The sequence below is a fragment of the Colwellia sp. 6_MG-2023 genome (genome assembly GCF_030547765.1).
Lineage (GTDB): Bacteria > Pseudomonadota > Gammaproteobacteria > Enterobacterales > Alteromonadaceae > Colwellia.
Genome location: NZ_JAUOPP010000035.1, coordinates 1 through 18,766 on the forward strand (window position 1 = coordinate 1; position 18,766 = coordinate 18,766).

Consider the following 18,766-nt stretch of genomic DNA (forward strand, 5'->3'; position numbering starts at 1 on the left):
ACATCACCGTAGGGGAGAATTTATTCGCCTAATGAGAACAGGCGACTGAAGTCGCCCCTACATACGCCCTACATTCATCCTACATACACCCTAACAAAAAACATTGTTAGACGAAGGTGTTCGACATCACCGTAGGGGCGAATTTATTCGCCTAATAAGAACAGGCGACTGAAGTCGCCCCTACATACGCCCTACATTCATCCTACATACGCCCTAACAAAAAACATTGTTAGACGAAGGTGTTCGACATCACTATAGGGGCGAATTTATTCGCCTAATAAGAACAGGCGACTGAAGTCGCCCCTACATACGCCCTACATTCACCCTAGAAAAAACATTGTTAGACGAAGGTGATCGACATCACCGTAGGGGCGAATTTATTCGCCTAATAAGAACAGGCGACATTCGTCGTCACTCCGTTGCCCTTCCCCTGTCATTCCGTTGGTCACTTAATACGGAATCTTCCTCGTAAAGCAGCATAAAACTTGAGATCCTGAATCAAGTTCAGGATGACGGTGATCATTCAGAATGGCTTATTATTAAGGATAACTAAATATTGAGGATAACTAAAAATATTTAAAAAGTAGGTTGTTTTAGACAAAAAAAAGCCTCTCAGATGAGAGGCTAAAAGATAGTAATACAAGCTACTATCCCATCAAAATTACTTTGCTAAATATCGCTAATTACTTCTCTAATTTAGAAAAGTAATCAAAAATTACTGGCACATCATTTTGACCAAGGCCTGCATCAACAGCTGCCTGTAGGTTTGCAGAAGTACCTTGAGCGATTAAAGACTCACTACCAAGATCAGCAACCATTTGATTAAAGTAACCAAGATCTTTATTTGCGTTTGCAACAGAGAAACCTAATTTCTCTTCACCATCTACTGCATAAAACTTACAGAACTGCATGAATGGCGAGTTAGATGGACCTGCAGACATAATGTCAAACAATTGTTGACCGTCAACACCAGCAAGTTTTGCTATAGCAAAAGCTTGTGACATCGCTGTAACAGTTGTCATACCCATAAAGTTATTAATTAACTTAGTTGTATGGCCTGCCCCTAATTTACCAAGATGGAATACATTCTCACCTTGCTCTTCTAGTAAAGGTTTAACTTTATTAAAAGTATCAATATCACCAGCTGCCATGATGTTTAACAAACCATCTTTAGCGTGTGCAGGAGTACGACCTAAAGGAGCGTCGATCATACCAATGCCTTTTTCAGCAAGGGCTGCACCAATTTTAATTGTTGATGCTGGGATAGAAGTACCGAAGTCAATCAAAGTTGAACCTTCTTTCATACCAGCTAAAACACCATCTTCACCATATACAATTTTTTCAACAACAGCTGAAGTTGTAAGACAAAATTCAACTACATCACTAGCAGCAGCTAATTCTTTAGCAGAAGTAAATTGCGTAGCATTACCACGAGCAAGTACCGCATCAACAGCAGCTTGGTTAAGATCCATAACGTTTACTTGAAAACCACGTTTTTGTAAGTTTTCAACCATGTTGCCGCCCATAAGGCCAAGGCCGATGAAACCTATAGTAGGTTTTGTCATATCTAACTCCTAAAAATATTTTTATGTTTATCTGAGTGTGAAACTCTTCACCTAAACTCAGATTACTATTTAATCTAAAACCAAATAACAACTTTGATTAGAATCTATTGTGCAAACCAAAAGTGGTATATCTGCATAACTTTGAGTCACTGAAAAGATTAATACTGTGACTATTTAATACCAACTAACTGGTTAGTTAATATGCCTAACAATCAGGAACAATTTAATACTAACCAATAGCATTCAACATGTCAACCAATTTACAATAATTGGTAATAACATAAGAAGGTTTATTTAATGAGGTTCGGATGAAATATATAGTCATTTTCTCAATAAAAAACGCAGTATCTAACCTAAATCAAATACTGCGTTATTGTTAATATTTAATGATTAATAATCTACTTCTTCATTATTACGCTTTCATTAAAACTTACCAAAAATGGTTATATTGTAAATATAATTTACATGTTATATATAACCAAAACTAACATACTTTAATAAAACCTAAACTAGTTTGTAAAAGCTAATTTAGGTCTAAAATAAATTAGAAACGGTAGCTAGCACCAAAAGTAATACGACGGTCAGTGATACCTTGAGCACATAATAAAGCACCTTCATTAACACAAGATTGAGTAATATCAGATTCAGTTAAATTAACTGCTTCAACACCTAGGTTCAATTGGTCATTTACGTCATAGCTTATGCTCGCATTAAGTTGTCCTCTGTCATGTGTAACAACAGGGAAACCTAGTGTAGAGTTTAAGCTTGCGCCAGCAGCAGTATCTTCAGTACGGTACGCTTCACGCCATGTGTAACGAAGTCTTGCTGAAAGGCCATACTTTTCATAATAAACCGCAAAGTTATAAGCATTTTCAGAGAAATCAAGCAGTCCTTGATCAGATGAATACGTTACAAATTCTTGGTCATCATAAATGCCATTAATTGCGTTAAATATATCAGTACCACGGGTTGCAGATGTGTAAGTTGCAGAGCCACCGCTATAATCTTGAATAGTGTAGTTAGCTACTACACCAAACCCTGATGCCCAACCTAAATCATCTTCAAAGCTTGACAGATCATATTGGAAAGCTAACTCAATACCTGATTGAGTAACAGTCGCTGAATCATTAAATTTAGATTGGCGATCAACACATAAACCTTCAGAGTTAGGGTCACCTAAAACATTAGGCTGAACTGATGGATTCCAGATACCACCACCTGAACATAAAGGGTTAGTATCACGTAAACCATTACCATCAAGTGCTGCACTATCCAAAGCGGTAACAAATAAGTTAGTACGATCTTTCTTGAAGTAACCGATACTTACTACAGCCGCTTCAGCAAAATACCATTCTGCTGAAATATCAAATGAAGTAACTTCTTCAGGCTCTAAGCCCGCATTACCTAATTCTAATGCTTGGTTTTCATTAGTACCAAATGAAACGGACGTATTTAAGTCACCAAAGTTAGGACGTAAAATATCTTTACCCCAACCTAAACGCACAACAACATCGTCAGTTACGTCTGCAACTAAATTTAAACGAGGCAGTGTATAGCTGTAATCAGCCGTTGTTGTTACTGGTGTTACAACACTATTACTTACCGTATTACCTGTTGAAGCGATATCGGTTGATACATGACGTACACCAAAATTACCGCGAATCATTTCATATTCAAAATTTGCTTGTGCATACAGAGCATGAGATTCTTCTTCAATTTCAAATGCGGCAGTATCACTAGGTGTTAAATCAGGTAAGCTCGGTGAACCACCAGTTACCGCAGCATTTTCTAGCATCGCCTGCTCTAATATTTCAATAACACCATCTGGATCATTAAATGCACGATCTGGATCGATAATTAAGAAATTACGCAATGCTAGTTCACGACCATCGGCATCACCAAAGTGACTTGGACCCGCAACAAGTAATTCTTGAAATAATGCACCATTTGGGCTATCAATCATTTTGCTAAAGCCACCAATTCGATCTGAAATGGTCACTGCACTGTGTTTAGTTTTGTTATAACGATAACCAAAATCAACAGAAGTGACGATGTTATCATCAATGTAATAAGTTGAATCTACACGAAATGCTGTATCAGAGTTTTCGTTAGTATTTTGCGAGATATCAACCTGATCCAAAACAACATTGTTGTAATCAAGCAAGTCATCAACACTTGGCGCGAATGGCGAGTCGAAATCAATACCAAAGGCTAAAGAATTACCGGTAAGGTCATAAGCAAACGGTACAGCATTATCATTATCAGTATCACTGGTAATATTACCATCAGCGTCTAAATCAGAAAGCGGAGTATTAGGGTTAATAAAGTTTAATTGCGAATTTAATGATGGTGTCGATGTTTCTGAACTTGCATATGAAACCTCTGCACTGATAAATAAATTATCATCTTGCCATTCACCACCAATTCTAAATACTTCAGTATCTGTTACACGCGCACCAGTATCGCTGTTAAAACGCAGGTTTGGATCAGAATCATGTACATTTAAAAATGGCTGAATTGTACCTGTAGTCGCTGCTTGAATACTGCCTAAATTAACACCATCAAGTGAGCCAAAATTAACTGTTTCAAAGCTCTCTGGCAGGTTATAGTTAAGTACACTACCTACTCCTGAAGCTTGTACGCGCGTACTTTCTTGACGACGTTCTTGACTAGTAATAATAGCATCAACGAAAAATTTCATATTATCGTTTGGCGCGTATTCAAACGTAGTCGCTAAGTTAGTAGTTTCATATTCAAAATTTTCTAATTCTTGGTTCAAAAATTGAATACCAAGAAAATCAAAGTTTTGCGCTACAGGTCTATCGGTCGCTACATTTTCTAGTTGACGATTATCGCCAAAGCCTCTATAAACATCAGCACTAGCATTTTCTACAAGACCACCATCGCGATCAACACGAGGACGAAATGAAGTTGCTTCTTGTTTTGTAAAACTACCACTGACAACAAAACCAACTTTACCACCAGAATCAAGCTGCCAATTATCACCATAAGCGCCCGATATTCTTGGTTGAACACCATCGGTAGTAAGACTACTATCTTCACCTTGTACACGAAGTGAGCCTAACGTTTCGGTTAATTCAAGCGGACGAATAGTACGTAAGTTAATTGTACCACCAATAGAGCCTTCAGTAGTTTTAGCTTCTGGTGCTTTAGTGATTTCAACCCCAGCGATAATAGCTGCAGAAAGATCTTCAAAGTTCATGCCGTTACGTCCAGCACCTGAACCTACAGTAGAAGCTCCGTTTATTTCAACGCGATTAGCGTTGCTACCACGAATTTGCACACCAGTACCAATACCGGCTGTTCTGGTGATTTGAATCCCGGTAACATTTTCAAGTACCTCAGCTAAGTTTTGATCTGGCAACTTACCAATATCTGTTGCCATAATAACTTCAGTTAAGTTATCTGTATCACGTTTTTGCGCAAGCGCACTAGTAAGTGAACCACGCATCCCCGTAACAGAGATAACTTCAATTTCTGCTTCTTTTTGTACGCCATTAGCTGGCTCATCAGCTGCAACTGCAGCAAATGGTAATGCCAAGCCTAAACAAGCAACAGATAAGTTATTGCGAATGCTTTTACCGGTAAACAATTGTTGAACTGTAGCAGCTAACTTTGTTTTTCTAGTAGTTATTATGTTTTTCATATTCCCCGCCTTCATATTATTGGTTTAATAATTGTTCAAATTTTATTGGGCTTTTATTTATTGAACTTTTATAATTTTAATTAGACAACAACTTAAACTAACCAATAACCAAAATATTGTCAACAATCTATTATTACCAATATTCTATATATTCAATATAAACACTGTTTATTGGTAATGCAGCAATCATAACCAATTGAAATAAAACAAATAAAAAAAATTAATTTTTATTCATCAATTTATTTATTAGAGTAATTGCACTTATATACGAAGAATTTAATAGTGTAGAGTGAAGCTATTACCTTTGTAATAAAAATAAAAATTTCCCTTTATAATCAGTAATATAAATTATAAAAACATGGTTTTAACCTTGTTTTTATAAGACAATCAATAACTTAAAAAACAAATAGAAAATAGTAACAATAGTATTGTAAATTACAAGGTGGTTATACCAATTGGTATGAACACTTAAAGAGGGAATATACTCATATTAATGGTAAGTATAAGATTATTTATTGGGCTTGCTAGATGAGAGTACAAGTTATAATAAAAGAAGAAAATAAGGCACAGATAAGTGTAGTAAAATAGACCTAATAGAGAAAATAAAGGTTGCTGATAGATAGTAGATGATTAATTTATCCTCTATTTATTCAACAACCTTATATAAATTAATTTTTTTGAGCGTTTTTCTTTTTAAACCATGTATAACCTTTGTATACCACTAACGCAAAAACAACCCAAAAAGTTATGTGATAAAAAGTATGCAGTGAACCATCACCTAATGCGTGGTCTGTATGTGCAAATGCTTGTGCGGTAAATAAGCTTAAAAAACTAATAAATACTGTTAAAACGTTCATAATAAATCCTTAAAGTAATGAGAATAAGTAAAAATAAATAACTGATAGCTTAACTTTAAGCTATCAGTTAGGGTTATCAAAAAACTAACTGTGTAAAAATCAGATCATCAAAAATTAAATTTTCAACATACCTTCTTTTTCAATAAATTCGATTATCTCGGTTAAACCTTGCTTGGTTTTCATATTAGAAAAAATAAACTTCTTATCGCCGCGCATTTTCTTAGTATCTCGGTCCATCACTTCAAGTGAAGCACCAACTAACTCAGCAACATCGATTTTATTAATAATCAATAAGTCCGATTTAGTAATACCAGGACCACCTTTACGAGGTATTTTATCGCCTGCAGAGACATCAATAACATAAATAGTTAAGTCAGATAACTCAGGACTAAAAGTAGCACTTAAGTTGTCACCACCACTTTCAATTAACACAAAGTCTAAATTTGAATGTAATGCTTGTAGCTCATCAATAGCGGCTAAGTTCATTGATGCATCTTCACGAATAGCAGTATGAGGACAACCACCGGTTTCTACCCCCATTATTCTATCTGCTGCTAGCGCATCATTTTTAGTTAAAAACTCAGCATCTTCACGGGTATAAATATCGTTAGTTACAACCGCCATATTATATTTGTCACGTAAGGCTAAACATAACTCGCGTAATAAAGCGGTTTTTCCTGAGCCAACAGGACCACCAACACCAATACGTAAAACTTGTTTTTTCATTCTATATTCTCTTAATGTCTTTTTAAATAAATTGTATTGTTAACCATGATTGCACTTCCAACATCATAAACTTTAAACAATGTGTTCAAATAATAAGTGTTAATTACAAACAATTACTACGAGCGAAACAGTCGTGAATATTGCGTTTCATGCCAAGCACTTGCCATCGCTAAGTGCGGTAAACTAGTACCTATATCTTCATCGGTTACCTTGTTCGACTTTTCAATAATGGTCTGTGTATTTTCAGTTAACTCAAAGAGTAAATTTTGAGCTTGGGTTTGGCCAAGTGGCACTAACTTGGTAGCAGCCGCAACTTGGTTATCAATGTATGTCCAACAGTAACCACTTTGTGCTGAAATTAAATCCAGCTTAAAAACATACGCACAAAGTGCAAAAGCGCTAACAAAGCTAATTTCTTGTATATCCATTATTACTTGGTAAGGCGTTGTATCAATACTATCAAGTTGCTTAATTAGTCGAATTAACGCTTTACCCATCGCTAAATCAGCCAATAACAACTCATGACTTTCTCGACATGCAATTAACTGTGTGTTCCAAGTACTAAAACCAACTAAATCGTCATTGCTTAAGGTGATAAATAATCGTTTTAAAACGGCTAAATCAGTTTGTGCAATAGACTCTGCTAAATTGATGTTTATCCAACTAGCGGTTGTTTCAGGTGACACTAACCAGCCCATTTCCACTGCATACTCTAGCCCTTGAGAAAACGAAAAACCTCCCACTGGCAGATTAGCACTGCATAGCTGTAAAAGCCTATTCAGTTGAATTGGGTCAGCTTGTGGCTTGCCAAATAACTCAGCGTCTAAAGCTTTAGTGTACGTACTAGTGTGCATGAGAATGTGAGTGCCCATGACTGCCTTTGCTATAAGCACCATTTTCAGGTTCAAAAATAGTTGGCGTATGATCAATGGTTAAACCGTACTTTTCCGCAAGCTCTTCTAATACATAATCAGGTTTAAAGCGCACCCATAATTCACCAATTTGCAATGACGTATGACGATTACCTAAGTGATAGCACACTTTACAAAATGTTAACCAATCGGTTGCTGTTGCGGTTGCTACAGGTTCATTAGCGCCTTTAACTTCTATAAATAAACCACATTCAGTTTTTAATACTTCACCCACTAACAAAGGGTGACCACGTTCCATAAAAATACCAATATCTAAACCATTATCCGTTTTACCTTTAATACGGGCTTTTTTTCGCGTGTCTTGATCTAATGTAATTGAATCGGCTATTTCACTATGAGTATGATCTAAACGTTCATATGCTTGTAACATGTATTTTCCTAACCTTGCTAATATTCTTTAATAACTAACGATTAATGCTAATGCTTTGTTCAATGAAGAACAATTAAAACAAGCAGTATAATTGTGCGAGAGGCAATGAAGTTGCTGGCTCACAGGTCAATAGCTCACCATTAGCGCGCACTTCATAAGTCTGTGCATCTACTTCAATTTTTGGTTGCCAATCATTATGAATCATATCGTCTTTACCAATATTTCTTGTGTTTTTACAAACACCAACTAAGCGTGTCATACCTATTTTTTCAGGTACACCAGCATCAATTGAAGCTTGAGACATAAAAGTCATTGATGTTTGCGCTGCCGCACTCCCGTGCGCGCCAAACATAGGACGATAATAAACCGGTTGTGGCGTAGGAATCGATGCATTGGCATCCCCCATCGGCGCTGCCGCAATCATGCCAGACTTTAAAATAGTCGCCGGTTTAATCCCAAAAAATGCCGGCTTCCATAATACCAAATCAGCTAATTTACCTACTTCAATTGAGCCAACTTCATGGCTGATACCGTGGCTAATCGCTGGATTGATGGTATATTTTGAAATATAACGCTTGGCACGAAAATTATCATTGCGTTCAGTATCAGGCGCTAAAGGTCCACGCTGCTGCTTCATTTTATGGGCAGTTTGCCAAGTACGCGTGATCATTTCACCAACACGGCCCATTGCTTGAGAATCAGACGAAATCATACTGATAGCACCTAAATCATGCATAATATCTTCAGCGGCAATACTTTCTTTACGGATACGTGAATCTGCAAAGGCAATATCTTCTGGAATTGATGGATTTAAATGGTGACAAACCATTAACATATCCAAATGCTCATCAATAGTATTAACCGTATAAGGTCTTGTTGGGTTAGTTGACGAAGGTAATACATTCGATTCACCACATGCACGGATAATATCAGGTGAATGTCCACCACCAGCGCCTTCCGTATGATAAGTATGAATAGTACGACCTTTAAATGCTGCCAAAGTATCTTCAACAAAACCCGACTCATTTAAAGTATCGGTATGGATAGCAATTTGCACATCATAACGTTCAGCTACCGATAAACAGTTATCAATTGCTGCAGGTGTTGTACCCCAATCTTCATGAAGTTTTAAACCACAAACGCCCGCCTCAATTTGCTCTTCAAGGGCAATAGGTAAACTCGCATTACCTTTACCGAGAAAACCAAAGTTCATCGGGAGATCATTAGTGGCTTGTAGCATTTTATGAATATACCAAGGGCCTGGCGTACAAGTAGTCGCTTTAGTACCTGTTGCAGGGCCTGTTCCGCCACCAATCATGGTAGTAACGCCAGACATTAACGCTTCATCGACTTGCTGTGGGCAAATAAAGTGAATATGTGCATCAATTCCACCCGCAGTAAGTATTTGTCCTTCACCGGCAATAACTTCGGTGCCTGGGCCTACTTCAATATCAATATTGTCTTGAATATCAGGGTTACCCGCTTTACCGATAATAGCAACACGACCATCTTTAATACCAACATCGGCCTTAACGATGCCCCAATGATCAAGAATCAGGGCATTGGTAATAACCAAATCTACCGTGTCAGCACAGGATGCTTGGCTTTGTCCCATTCCATCACGAATAACTTTACCACCTCCAAAGGTGATTTCTTCGCCGTATTCCGTAAAATCTTTTTCTACTTCTATCCATAAGTCGGTATCTGCCAAACGAACTCGATCACCAGTGGTCGGTCCGAACATATGTGCATAGGAATGTTTATCAATAGTCGCCATATTATACTTCTCCCTCTAAGCTGCCTTGAATGTCACCACGAAAACCGAATACGCGGCGTTTGCCACGATAAGCGATTAAAGTCACTTCACGTTCTTGACCGGGTTCAAAGCGAACAGCCGTACTTGAGGTAATATCTAAACGATAACCTCGCGTTAATTCTCGGTCGAATTTAAGTGCACTGTTCACTTCATAAAAATGATAATGTGAGCCAACTTGAATCGGGCGATCACCCGAATTGGCAACGGTTATTTTTAATTGTTCACGGCCGACATTGAGCTCGCGGTTACCACTGTCAGTTTTTATTTCACCAGGGATCATAATGGCTTCTCTCATGATTAACGTTTAACTAAAATCAACTAAATGAATCAATTTTATCAATCGATTAAATAATTGGGTTGTGAACGGTAACAAGCTTAGTTCCATCAGGGAATGTTGCTTCAACTTGTACATCGGTAATTAACTCGGCAACACCTTCCATCACTTGGTCACGCGTTAATAATGTACGACCATAATCCATCATTTCAGCAACGGTTTTACCATCACGGGCACCTTCAACAATTTCCATGGAAATATAAGCCATCGCCTCAGGGTAATTTAATTTTACGCCACGCTTTAAACGTCGCTCAGCTAATAGTGCCGCAGTGAAGAGCAATAACTTGTCTTTTTCTCTTGGTAATAAATCCATACGTTTCTCTGCTTTATGTTAAATTGATAACTATTTATTTAGCGATAATATTATAAATTAAGTATGCCAAACACGTGGGATATTAGCCTCTTTACTAAGGTATAGCGGTCTTATCTTTTGCCATAACTGAATAAAAAGTGCCTTGCACTCTTCTGCATGCTGCCCCAAATAACGTATCACTAATAATTTTCGTATTTGGCTAATACTAATTTTGTGCTCTGCGCCCGCTTCAAGCATACATTCACGTAATTGTTCTACAAGAATTTTATTATCAGCAACACTGAGCAGCTCATCAGGCGCGTAAGCCATGAAGGTCGCAAAGACACTGTGGTTATTTAAACCTGCCACATGCTGATGTATATCATTGTCAGGCTTAATCGCTATTCTATCGTGATACATTAATGTACCTTCACAATACACACGATTTAATTGTGTGTAACTACCTTGTTTAAATAAGTGACCAGCACTAGGCAAACCTAAACAAGTAATATCCCAACCTAAATAAGCGCTATCTTTTGCTAAATGTACATCAACGGTATTAAAGCCATCGGCACCTTCATAAACAATCGTTTCTAATGGAAAGTTTTCACATTTAGCCTGAGTAGCAAGTCTTAGCTCACAATACTGTACTTGTTTAGAGTCGCCAATAGAAAGATCTTCACGAGCACGATAAAAACGATTAGCCCCCGGAGTGGTCACTAAACTATGGGCTTGCTCATTAACTTGAATCTTAATTCGCAGTTCATCCCCTGACACAATGCCCGCTGGTGGATGCAATAAATAGATATGCGCACAATCCCGCCCTTCTGGGTAAAACGCTTTTTGTACGGTTAACGGGCCTTGTCGCTTAGTACGCGTAAGCTGACTACCATTAGCTGTTAAGCTGAATTCTAGAAATAAATTAGCAAGCCATGCATTTTTAGGGACATGAGCGATAGTCGCTACATTATTGATGACATTCTTTTCTGCGCTTGGATCTAAGGTATTAGATTTATCTTCAATGTTTTCTGTCATTTTTATTGTGGCTACTTTTCAACGTACTTCATAGGCGTTTTCTATTTTATGACTAAAAACGCCCAGAAGTATAGTGTATTACTCGATAAAACAGTGACTTGATTAACGCTTTACAATTAAACGGCTAAATATTTACCAACTAGCTCATCGGTTAATTCAGGCATTGGGCCTGTTGCAATAACATGACCTTTCTCCATTAGTACAAACTCTTCACCCACCGCGCGAGCAAAAGGTAATTTCTGCTCTACCAAAACAATAGTAATACCGTGCTCTTTATTCAGCTTTAATAAAACATCACGAATTAATTGCACTATATTAGGCTGAATACCTTCATTCGGCTCATCCAGAATTAAAATATCAGGATTTAAAACTAATGCTCTGGCAATCGCAAGTTGCTGCTGCTGTCCCCCCGACAAATCACCACCACGGCGATGTAGCATTTCTTTTAATACCGGAAACAACTCATAAATATGCTCAGGGATTATCTTGCTTTTTTGGCGCTTACAATTAAGGCTTATTTTTAAATTTTCTTCAACGGTTAACAACGGAAAAATATGACGCCCTTGTGGTACATAGCCAACACCTATTTCTGGACGCGATTCCACTGAGCTTTTCGCCATATCTTTGTTATTGATAACAAGGCTACCTGCACTAATTGGCAACATTCCCATAATAACTTGTAGCAAGGTAGTTTTACCTACCCCATTACGCCCCATAATACAGGTACGAGAGCCCTTCTTAATATTAAGGTTTAAGTCCCATAATATTTGTGTGCCGCCGTATTTTTGATCTACTGAGGTTAACTCAATCATTATGCTTGTGCTCCTACTTCCTGCTCAGCCACATTATTTTCCGTGGTACTCTCTTGCCCATCATCTTCACCTAAGTAAACTTTGATAACGTCTGGGTTAGCTTGTACTTCTGACATTGTTCCTTCAGCAAGCACTGAGCCTTGGTGTAACACCGTTACTTTTTTAGCAATAGAGCGAACAAAGGCCATATCATGTTCAACCACAATTACAGAATGCTTACCCGCTAACGACGTCAATAATTCCGCTGTACGTTCAGTTTCTTGTCCTGTCATACCGGCAACGGGTTCATCCACCAATAATACACGTGGCTCAGCTGCCAACAACATGCCTATTTCTAACCATTGTTTTTGACCGTGTGATAAACGACCCGCAGGATAATAAGCCTCTTTAACTAAACCAATGGTTTGTAGAATCTCCCCAATTCTATCTTTTTGTTCGCCGCTTAATTTATGAAATAAAGAAGTCCAAATACCTTTATCACCCGATAAACTCAGTTCAATATTTTCAAATACAGTTAACGCTTCAAAAACGGTTGGCTTTTGAAATTTACGTCCTATGCCTGCTTTAGCAATTTCAGACTCATCTAATTGCAGTAAATCAATTTGCTGACCAAAATTCACCTTGCCTTTGTCAGGGCGAATTTTACCGGTAATAACATCCATCAAGGTTGTTTTACCTGCACCATTAGCACCAATTAAACAGCGTAATTCACCGTCGTTAATATATAAATTCAAATCATTTAACGCTTTAAAGCCTTCAAAACTTACGCTGACATCTTCCACATATAAAATAACGCCGTGTCGCGTATCTGGCTTAATGTTTTCTGTTGCGGTAAGCGGACTACCTGATTTATCAACAATCATTATTTAGCCTCCACTTCTGTTGTTTTTGTCTTATTTTGATCATTTACTTCTTTTACTGCTAACGTTTCTGACTCAGCACTTTTAAACATAGATAATTTATCAAAAAGGTTTGGTAATAAACCGGCAATCCCTTTAGGTAACAATAACGTGACTAAGACAAAAAGCCCGCCTAATGCAAATAACCATGCTTCTGGCATAATCGCCGTAAAGCGTGTTTTTGCATAACTAACCACAATCGCGCCGATAATTGCGCCGTATAAAGTACAACGCCCGCCAATCGCCACCCAGATAACCATTTCTATTGAGTTAAGCGGTGAGAATTCGCCCGGATTAATAATACCAACTTGTGGTACATATAAGGCGCCAGCGACACCCGCCAACATGGCTGAAACAACAAATATCCATACTTTATAATGTTCAGGTTTATAGCCAACAAAACGAACGCGACTTTCAGCATCACGAGTCGCCGTAACCACACGGCCCATTTTAGAGTTAACAATAAAATTACTGATCCAATAACCAATGCCTAAAGCGACAGCGGTAATCACAAATAAACTGAGCTTGGTGTGTGGATCTTGTAAGGAGAAACCCGCTATTTCTTTAAAATCAGTTAAGCCATTATTACCGCCAAACCCCATTTCATTGCGAAAGAAAGCTAGCATTAAGGCATAAGTCATTGCCTGCGTCATAATAGATAAGTAAACACCACTTACCCGTGAGCGAAATGCCATTGAACCAAAGATATAAGCGAGTAAACCAGGACCAATAAAGACCATGGCGATCATCCACACAATACTGCTAGAGCCAGCCCAAAACCAAGGAAGTTCAGTCCAGCTTAAAAATACCATAAAGTCGGGTAAATCAGGATTTCCATAGACACCTCGGTCGCCAATTTGACGCATAAGGTACATCCCCATGGCATAACCACCTAAAGTGAAAAATGCACCATGTCCCAAACTTAATATGCCGCAATATCCCCAAACAAGGTCAACTGCTAACGCTAGTAAGGCATAGCATAAATACTTACCAAATAAGCTGACGGTGTAATCACTGACATGGAAAAAAGATCCTTCTGCAAAAAATAAATTACATATTGTGACGTAGAGTGTGGCAATAAATAAAGTGCCAACAACAACATGTAAATGACTTAATGTTTTGAATATTTTTTGCATTGAAAATGGTTCTTTTGCGTAATTTTCAGTTAATGCGTTCGCTGAGTTAGTTGAGTTAGTCATTAGTCTGCCGCCCTCCCTTTTTGAGGAAATAATCCTTTAGGTCGTTTTTGTATAAACAACACTAAACCAACTAGCACAATAATATTGGCTAATACTGAACCAACTACCGGCTCTAAGAACTTATTAATTGATCCCAAAGACATCGCTGCAACTAAAGTGCCCCACAAATTACCTACGCCACCAAAAACAACAACCAAGAATGAGTCAATAATATAAGCCTGGCCTAAGTTAGGCCCTACGTTGGTTAACTGACTTAATACTACGCCAGCAATACCCGCTATACCTGATCCTAAACCAAAGGTGATCGCATCAACCCTATCACTTTTAATACTTAATGCTCTGGCCATATCTCGATTTTGTGAAACCGCTCGAACATGTAAACCTAATGACGATTTTTTCAAAATAAGTAGTAAGGTAAAAAACACCATTAATGAGAAAATAATGATATATAAACGGTTGTACGTTAATGAGAAAACGGGGTTGATCACCCAAGATCCTGTCATCCATTCAGGTGCTTGTACTTGGCGGTTAAGAGGAGAAAAAATCGTTCGAACTAATTGTTGTAAAATTAATGAAATACCAAAGGTTGCTAACAAGGTTTCTAGAGGGCGCCCTTTCAAATAACGAATAACGCCACGTTCGATAATAATACCGACAAAACCTGACACTAAAAATGCAGCCGGCACTGCCATTAATAACGAATATTCAATTAAGTTAGGAAAAGCTAGTTGAATAACATAAGTAGTATAAGCGCCTAGCATCATCATTTCGCCATGAGCCATATTAATAACGCCCATAACCCCAAAGGTGATGGTTAAACCAATAGCTGCAAGTAATAAAACAGAGCCTAAACTTAAACCAAAGAAAATATTTTCAATAATGCCGAAAAAGCTGCGTTTATCTTCAATACTACTAATGACTTTCGTTAAACTTGCAGCTAACGCTTTTTGCTCTGGGGTTTTATTATTAGCAGGTAACGCGGCTAACATTTTAACCATAGTATTATTTACTGATGGCTCTAAGGTATCTTCAAGCTGAGTAATAGCAGCCATGACCTCGTGATGAGTACCTGTTTTTAACTGATTCAGCAATAAAGTGATATTCATTAATTCACGAACCTCATCATCTGTTTCGGTCGTAATTAACGATTGTATAGCCGCAAGGCCAGATTTTGATGGGTTATCAAGTAACTGCTTAACCGCTTGCTCACGCACCGCTTTATTTGGATCTGTTAAATCTATTTTAGCAATAAAACTACGAATATCACCACGTAATCTATTGTTAGTTTTAACCTTTCTAAGTTTAGACTTTTTAACGGGCGCTAACGCTTCTGCTGTTAAAATATTCGTAATGCTGTAAAGAGACTCTTCTTTTAATGCAAGTACAACCGTTTTATCCGTTTTTAGATAATAAAGATCTCCTTCCATCATCGCTTTTAATACACCGCGAGTTTTATCGTTACGCGTTTCTGCTATTTTTTCCAACAAAGGTGACATTTTGTTGAGTTTGGTTGTGGGTAATTGATTCACTAATTGTGACAACGTTGAGTCTGTATGAGTACTTTCAACCGTACTCATATCTTGTGTATTGGCAAGTGCTTGCCAAGATATAATACAACTAAGTAATACAGAGAATAGTCGCTTCATTGCGTATTCCTTCTTAATTTTAAAAACAGACAATTTATACTTATACTCAAAGAATTCTGTCACTAACCTGCGCTTGGTTTAGGTTAAAAGTGCTTTGAGTATAAAATGTGCCAGCGGCTTATCGCTCTTAATAGAATAAAAAAAAACCAGCTACCAAAAGAGGAGGTAGCTGAGTAAGGTTCAACGGAGCTTAGAAACTTTGTCCTGAACATTTAGCTGTTGTTACATCAAAATTCCCGCATTTTACTGGCGCTGTCCAATCTGAAATCAAGTTTTTTGAACTTGGTAAAAAGTCTGACCATGCATCACCAATAACAGTACCCGGTGTTTCTGAAACCACTTCAAACTGACCATCTTCTTGAATTTCGCCAATAAGTACCGGCTTAGATAAATGATGGTTCGCATTCATTACCGCAATACCACCGGTTAAATTAGGTACAGCAATACCAATAAGACCTTGTTCAACAGCATCAACATCTGTAGTACCAACTTTTTCTACTGCTTTTGCCCACATTTTAAAACCGATGTAAGTCGCTTCCATTGGGTCATTAGTGACACGTTTGTCATCACCAATATATTTTTTCCAGTTAGCAATAAATTCTTCATTTTCATCAGTTTCAACACTTTGGAAGTAATTCCAAGCAGCTAAGTGACCAACAAGTGGTTTAGCATCAAAACCAGAAAGCTCTTCTTCACCAACAGAGAAAGCAACAACAGGAATATCTTCCGCAGAAATACCTTGGTTACCTAGCTCTTTATAGAAAGGAATATTTGCATCACCATTAATCGTTGAAACAACTGCTGTTTTCTTACCTTCAGAGCCAAACTTTTTAATATCTGACACAATACCTTGCCAATCAGAATGACCAAATGGTGTATAGCTGATCATAATATCTTCGTCTTTAACCCCTTTAGACTTTAAATATGCTGCTAAAATTTTATTTGTTGTACGTGGATAAACATAATCAGTACCTGCTAACACCCAACGTGTCGCACCAATTTCATCCATTAAATACTCAACTGCAGGAATCGCTTGTTGATTCGGCGCAGCACCGGTATAGAAAACATTTTTAGATGATTCTTCACCTTCATATTGCACTGGGTAAAATAACAAACCGTTTAACTCTTCAAGTACTGGTAATGCCGACTTACGAGAAACTGACGTCCAACAACCAAAAATAACATCAACTTTGTCTTTCGCTAATAATTCACGTGATTTCTCCGCAAACAATGGCCAGTTAGAAGCAGGATCAACCACAACAGCTTCTAGTTTTTTACCTAATAAACCGCCGGCTTTGTTTTGCTCTTCAATCATCATTAAAACGGTATCTTTTAATGTTGTTTCAGAAATAGCCATAGTGCCTGAAAGTGAATGTAATACACCCACTTTGATGGTATCTGCAGCCATAGTCACTTGCGCAACTAAACTACTCGCTATAATTGAACTGGCTAAAATCAGCTTTTTAAATTTCATCTTGTTATCCTTTATTTTTGTTTTTCATTTCGAATAAGGCGTACTAAAAATATCGGTACGCATTAACGTGGAAAGTTTTCTAAAGAGCGATTACTTCGCTCTTTGTCTTAAGCATTTACTAAAAAGTAATCAGTGCTTCAACAGCGAATGAGTTCACATCAACATCGTTCACTTCATCCATACGGTATTCAAACACCATTAATAAGTTGTCATTTACTACGTAGCTTGGTGAAATAGTGATACCTGTTGCGTCTTCAAACATTGCGCCACTCTCGTCTTCAATTTCCCAGTCGTTGTAACGCAGTGTTAAGCCAACTTTCTCAGTTATGGCATAGTTAGCCATCACTAAATAACCACTTGCGTCACTGCCTTCAAATGCACTGTCTTCAGCAGTGTTATATTCCACAGCCAAAGTTAACGCGTCTTTTGAATAGCTGGCCCAGGTGTTAATTAATTCAACATCGCCATCTTTTGAATAAAAACCTTTAATGGTAATTTCATCTGTTGGCATTAACGCCAACATAGTTTCAATACCTGGATGTTCTGAATCTGTTGATTGTGGACCAGCCAAATCATTTACAACCGACACTGCTACAGCAAATTTATCGCCACTATAAAGCCCAGAAACACCTTGTTGATAATAACCATAAAAGTATTTGGCATAGCCAGTACCAGAATATTGAAATAATCCAGTAGGCTCTTCTGTTTCCCAACCTGAGTAACTTAAAAAACGACCGGCTTTAACACTAAAGTTATCGGTTAACGCGTACGTAATAAATGCCTGCTCAAGATCGACACCTTCATCAGCATTTTGATATTCAATATCAACATTAGCGGTTAACTTGTTGCCAAAATCATAACCAACATTAATTTCTACTTGATCAAGGCCAGCATCATGCGTTGACTCGCCACCATCTGTATCAGTAGCGTAATAAGACATATCAATGAAACCACTGATGCTTAATGGATCTTTTTTCTCTTCTGCTTGCACTGTTGTCGCGCCAAATGAAAGTAGTAATATCGCAGCTACGGGTGTTAATTTAGTAAATAATTTCATGCTAAGTTTCCATGTTAAAAAATGAATAAACGTGTTTTGGTTATCTTTTTAGTTGATAACTCTCAACTCATGTATATCTTGAACT

General features: G+C 37.7%; 16 protein-coding genes. All 16 read right to left on the reverse strand.

Annotated elements, in window-relative coordinates; genetic code table 11:
• Window positions 1–683: 683 nt before the first annotated feature.
• Window positions 684–1,565, reverse strand: coding sequence for an NAD(P)-dependent oxidoreductase (locus tag Q4503_RS17510; RefSeq protein ID WP_215972527.1), 882 nt, complete (start codon window positions 1,563–1,565; stop codon window positions 684–686).
• A 544-nt stretch (window positions 1,566–2,109) separates the two neighbouring features.
• Window positions 2,110–5,232 carry a TonB-dependent receptor gene (locus Q4503_RS17515; RefSeq protein ID WP_303603050.1) on the reverse strand — a complete coding sequence of 1,041 codons (3,123 nt, stop codon included), beginning with the start codon at window positions 5,230–5,232 and terminating at the stop codon, window positions 2,110–2,112.
• 668 nt (window positions 5,233–5,900) lie between these two features.
• Window positions 5,901–6,089, reverse strand: coding sequence for a hypothetical protein (locus Q4503_RS17520; protein WP_215972529.1), 189 nt, complete (start codon window positions 6,087–6,089; stop codon window positions 5,901–5,903).
• 114 nt (window positions 6,090–6,203) lie between these two features.
• Complete coding sequence (ureG, locus tag Q4503_RS17525) at window positions 6,204–6,815, reverse strand: urease accessory protein UreG (protein ID WP_215972530.1); 612 nt, start codon at window positions 6,813–6,815, stop codon at window positions 6,204–6,206.
• A 116-nt stretch (window positions 6,816–6,931) separates the two neighbouring features.
• The gene (locus Q4503_RS17530) at window positions 6,932–7,669 is read right to left on the reverse strand and encodes an urease accessory protein UreF (RefSeq protein WP_215972531.1); all 738 of its coding nucleotides are present in this window, start codon (window positions 7,667–7,669) and stop codon (window positions 6,932–6,934) included.
• Window positions 7,659–8,117, reverse strand: a complete 459-nt coding sequence (locus Q4503_RS17535) for an urease accessory protein UreE (RefSeq protein WP_215972532.1) — start codon at window positions 8,115–8,117, stop codon at window positions 7,659–7,661. Before Q4503_RS17535 ends, Q4503_RS17530 begins: the two co-directional genes overlap by 11 nt.
• 73 nt (window positions 8,118–8,190) lie before the next feature.
• The gene (gene ureC / locus Q4503_RS17540; protein WP_303603051.1) at window positions 8,191–9,894 is read right to left on the reverse strand and encodes an urease subunit alpha; all 1,704 of its coding nucleotides are present in this window, start codon (window positions 9,892–9,894) and stop codon (window positions 8,191–8,193) included.
• 1 nt (window position 9,895) lies between these two features.
• Window positions 9,896–10,213, reverse strand: a complete 318-nt coding sequence (locus Q4503_RS17545; protein ID WP_215972554.1) for an urease subunit beta — start codon at window positions 10,211–10,213, stop codon at window positions 9,896–9,898.
• A gap of 64 nt (window positions 10,214–10,277) precedes the next feature.
• Complete coding sequence (ureA, locus tag Q4503_RS17550) at window positions 10,278–10,580, reverse strand: urease subunit gamma (RefSeq protein ID WP_215972534.1); 303 nt, start codon at window positions 10,578–10,580, stop codon at window positions 10,278–10,280.
• Between the two features lie 57 nt (window positions 10,581–10,637).
• The gene (locus tag Q4503_RS17555) at window positions 10,638–11,594 is read right to left on the reverse strand and encodes an urease accessory protein UreD (RefSeq protein ID WP_303603052.1); all 957 of its coding nucleotides are present in this window, start codon (window positions 11,592–11,594) and stop codon (window positions 10,638–10,640) included.
• Between the two features lie 116 nt (window positions 11,595–11,710).
• Complete coding sequence (gene urtE / locus Q4503_RS17560; protein ID WP_303603053.1) at window positions 11,711–12,406, reverse strand: urea ABC transporter ATP-binding subunit UrtE; 696 nt, start codon at window positions 12,404–12,406, stop codon at window positions 11,711–11,713.
• Window positions 12,406–13,269: an urea ABC transporter ATP-binding protein UrtD gene (urtD, locus tag Q4503_RS17565; protein ID WP_303603054.1), complete on the reverse strand. Its 864-nt coding sequence runs from the start codon at window positions 13,267–13,269 to the stop codon at window positions 12,406–12,408. Before urtD ends, urtE begins: the two co-directional genes overlap by 1 nt.
• Window positions 13,269–14,441: an urea ABC transporter permease subunit UrtC gene (gene urtC / locus Q4503_RS17570; protein ID WP_215972555.1), complete on the reverse strand. Its 1,173-nt coding sequence runs from the start codon at window positions 14,439–14,441 to the stop codon at window positions 13,269–13,271. Before urtC ends, urtD begins: the two co-directional genes overlap by 1 nt.
• A 62-nt stretch (window positions 14,442–14,503) precedes the next feature.
• Window positions 14,504–16,150, reverse strand: coding sequence for an urea ABC transporter permease subunit UrtB (urtB, locus tag Q4503_RS17575; RefSeq protein ID WP_303603055.1), 1,647 nt, complete (start codon window positions 16,148–16,150; stop codon window positions 14,504–14,506).
• Window positions 16,151–16,340: 190 nt separating this feature from the next.
• Window positions 16,341–17,624 carry an urea ABC transporter substrate-binding protein gene (urtA, locus tag Q4503_RS17580; RefSeq protein ID WP_215972538.1) on the reverse strand — a complete coding sequence of 428 codons (1,284 nt, stop codon included), beginning with the start codon at window positions 17,622–17,624 and terminating at the stop codon, window positions 16,341–16,343.
• A gap of 118 nt (window positions 17,625–17,742) precedes the next feature.
• Entirely contained in the window at window positions 17,743–18,681 is a 939-nt protein-coding gene (locus Q4503_RS17585) for a porin (RefSeq protein WP_303603056.1), read from the reverse strand.
• Window positions 18,682–18,766 lie beyond the last annotated feature (85 nt).

Coding starts and splice junctions, on each gene's coding strand:
- Q4503_RS17510 (WP_215972527.1), bottom strand. CDS start 1,565: ATGACAAAACCTACTATAGGTTTCATCGGCCTTGGCCTTATGGGCGGC.
- Q4503_RS17515 (WP_303603050.1), bottom strand. CDS start 5,232: ATGAAAAACATAATAACTACTAGAAAAACAAAGTTAGCTGCTACAGTT.
- Q4503_RS17520 (WP_215972529.1), bottom strand. CDS start 6,089: ATGAACGTTTTAACAGTATTTATTAGTTTTTTAAGCTTATTTACCGCA.
- ureG (WP_215972530.1), bottom strand. CDS start 6,815: ATGAAAAAACAAGTTTTACGTATTGGTGTTGGTGGTCCTGTTGGCTCA.
- Q4503_RS17530 (WP_215972531.1), bottom strand. CDS start 7,669: ATGCACACTAGTACGTACACTAAAGCTTTAGACGCTGAGTTATTTGGC.
- Q4503_RS17535 (WP_215972532.1), bottom strand. CDS start 8,117: ATGTTACAAGCATATGAACGTTTAGATCATACTCATAGTGAAATAGCC.
- ureC (WP_303603051.1), bottom strand. CDS start 9,894: ATGGCGACTATTGATAAACATTCCTATGCACATATGTTCGGACCGACC.
- Q4503_RS17545 (WP_215972554.1), bottom strand. CDS start 10,213: ATGATCCCTGGTGAAATAAAAACTGACAGTGGTAACCGCGAGCTCAAT.
- ureA (WP_215972534.1), bottom strand. CDS start 10,580: ATGGATTTATTACCAAGAGAAAAAGACAAGTTATTGCTCTTCACTGCG.
- Q4503_RS17555 (WP_303603052.1), bottom strand. CDS start 11,594: ATGACAGAAAACATTGAAGATAAATCTAATACCTTAGATCCAAGCGCA.
- urtE (WP_303603053.1), bottom strand. CDS start 12,406: ATGATTGAGTTAACCTCAGTAGATCAAAAATACGGCGGCACACAAATA.
- urtD (WP_303603054.1), bottom strand. CDS start 13,269: ATGATTGTTGATAAATCAGGTAGTCCGCTTACCGCAACAGAAAACATT.
- urtC (WP_215972555.1), bottom strand. CDS start 14,441: ATGCAAAAAATATTCAAAACATTAAGTCATTTACATGTTGTTGTTGGC.
- urtB (WP_303603055.1), bottom strand. CDS start 16,150: ATGAAGCGACTATTCTCTGTATTACTTAGTTGTATTATATCTTGGCAA.
- urtA (WP_215972538.1), bottom strand. CDS start 17,624: ATGAAATTTAAAAAGCTGATTTTAGCCAGTTCAATTATAGCGAGTAGT.
- Q4503_RS17585 (WP_303603056.1), bottom strand. CDS start 18,681: ATGAAATTATTTACTAAATTAACACCCGTAGCTGCGATATTACTACTT.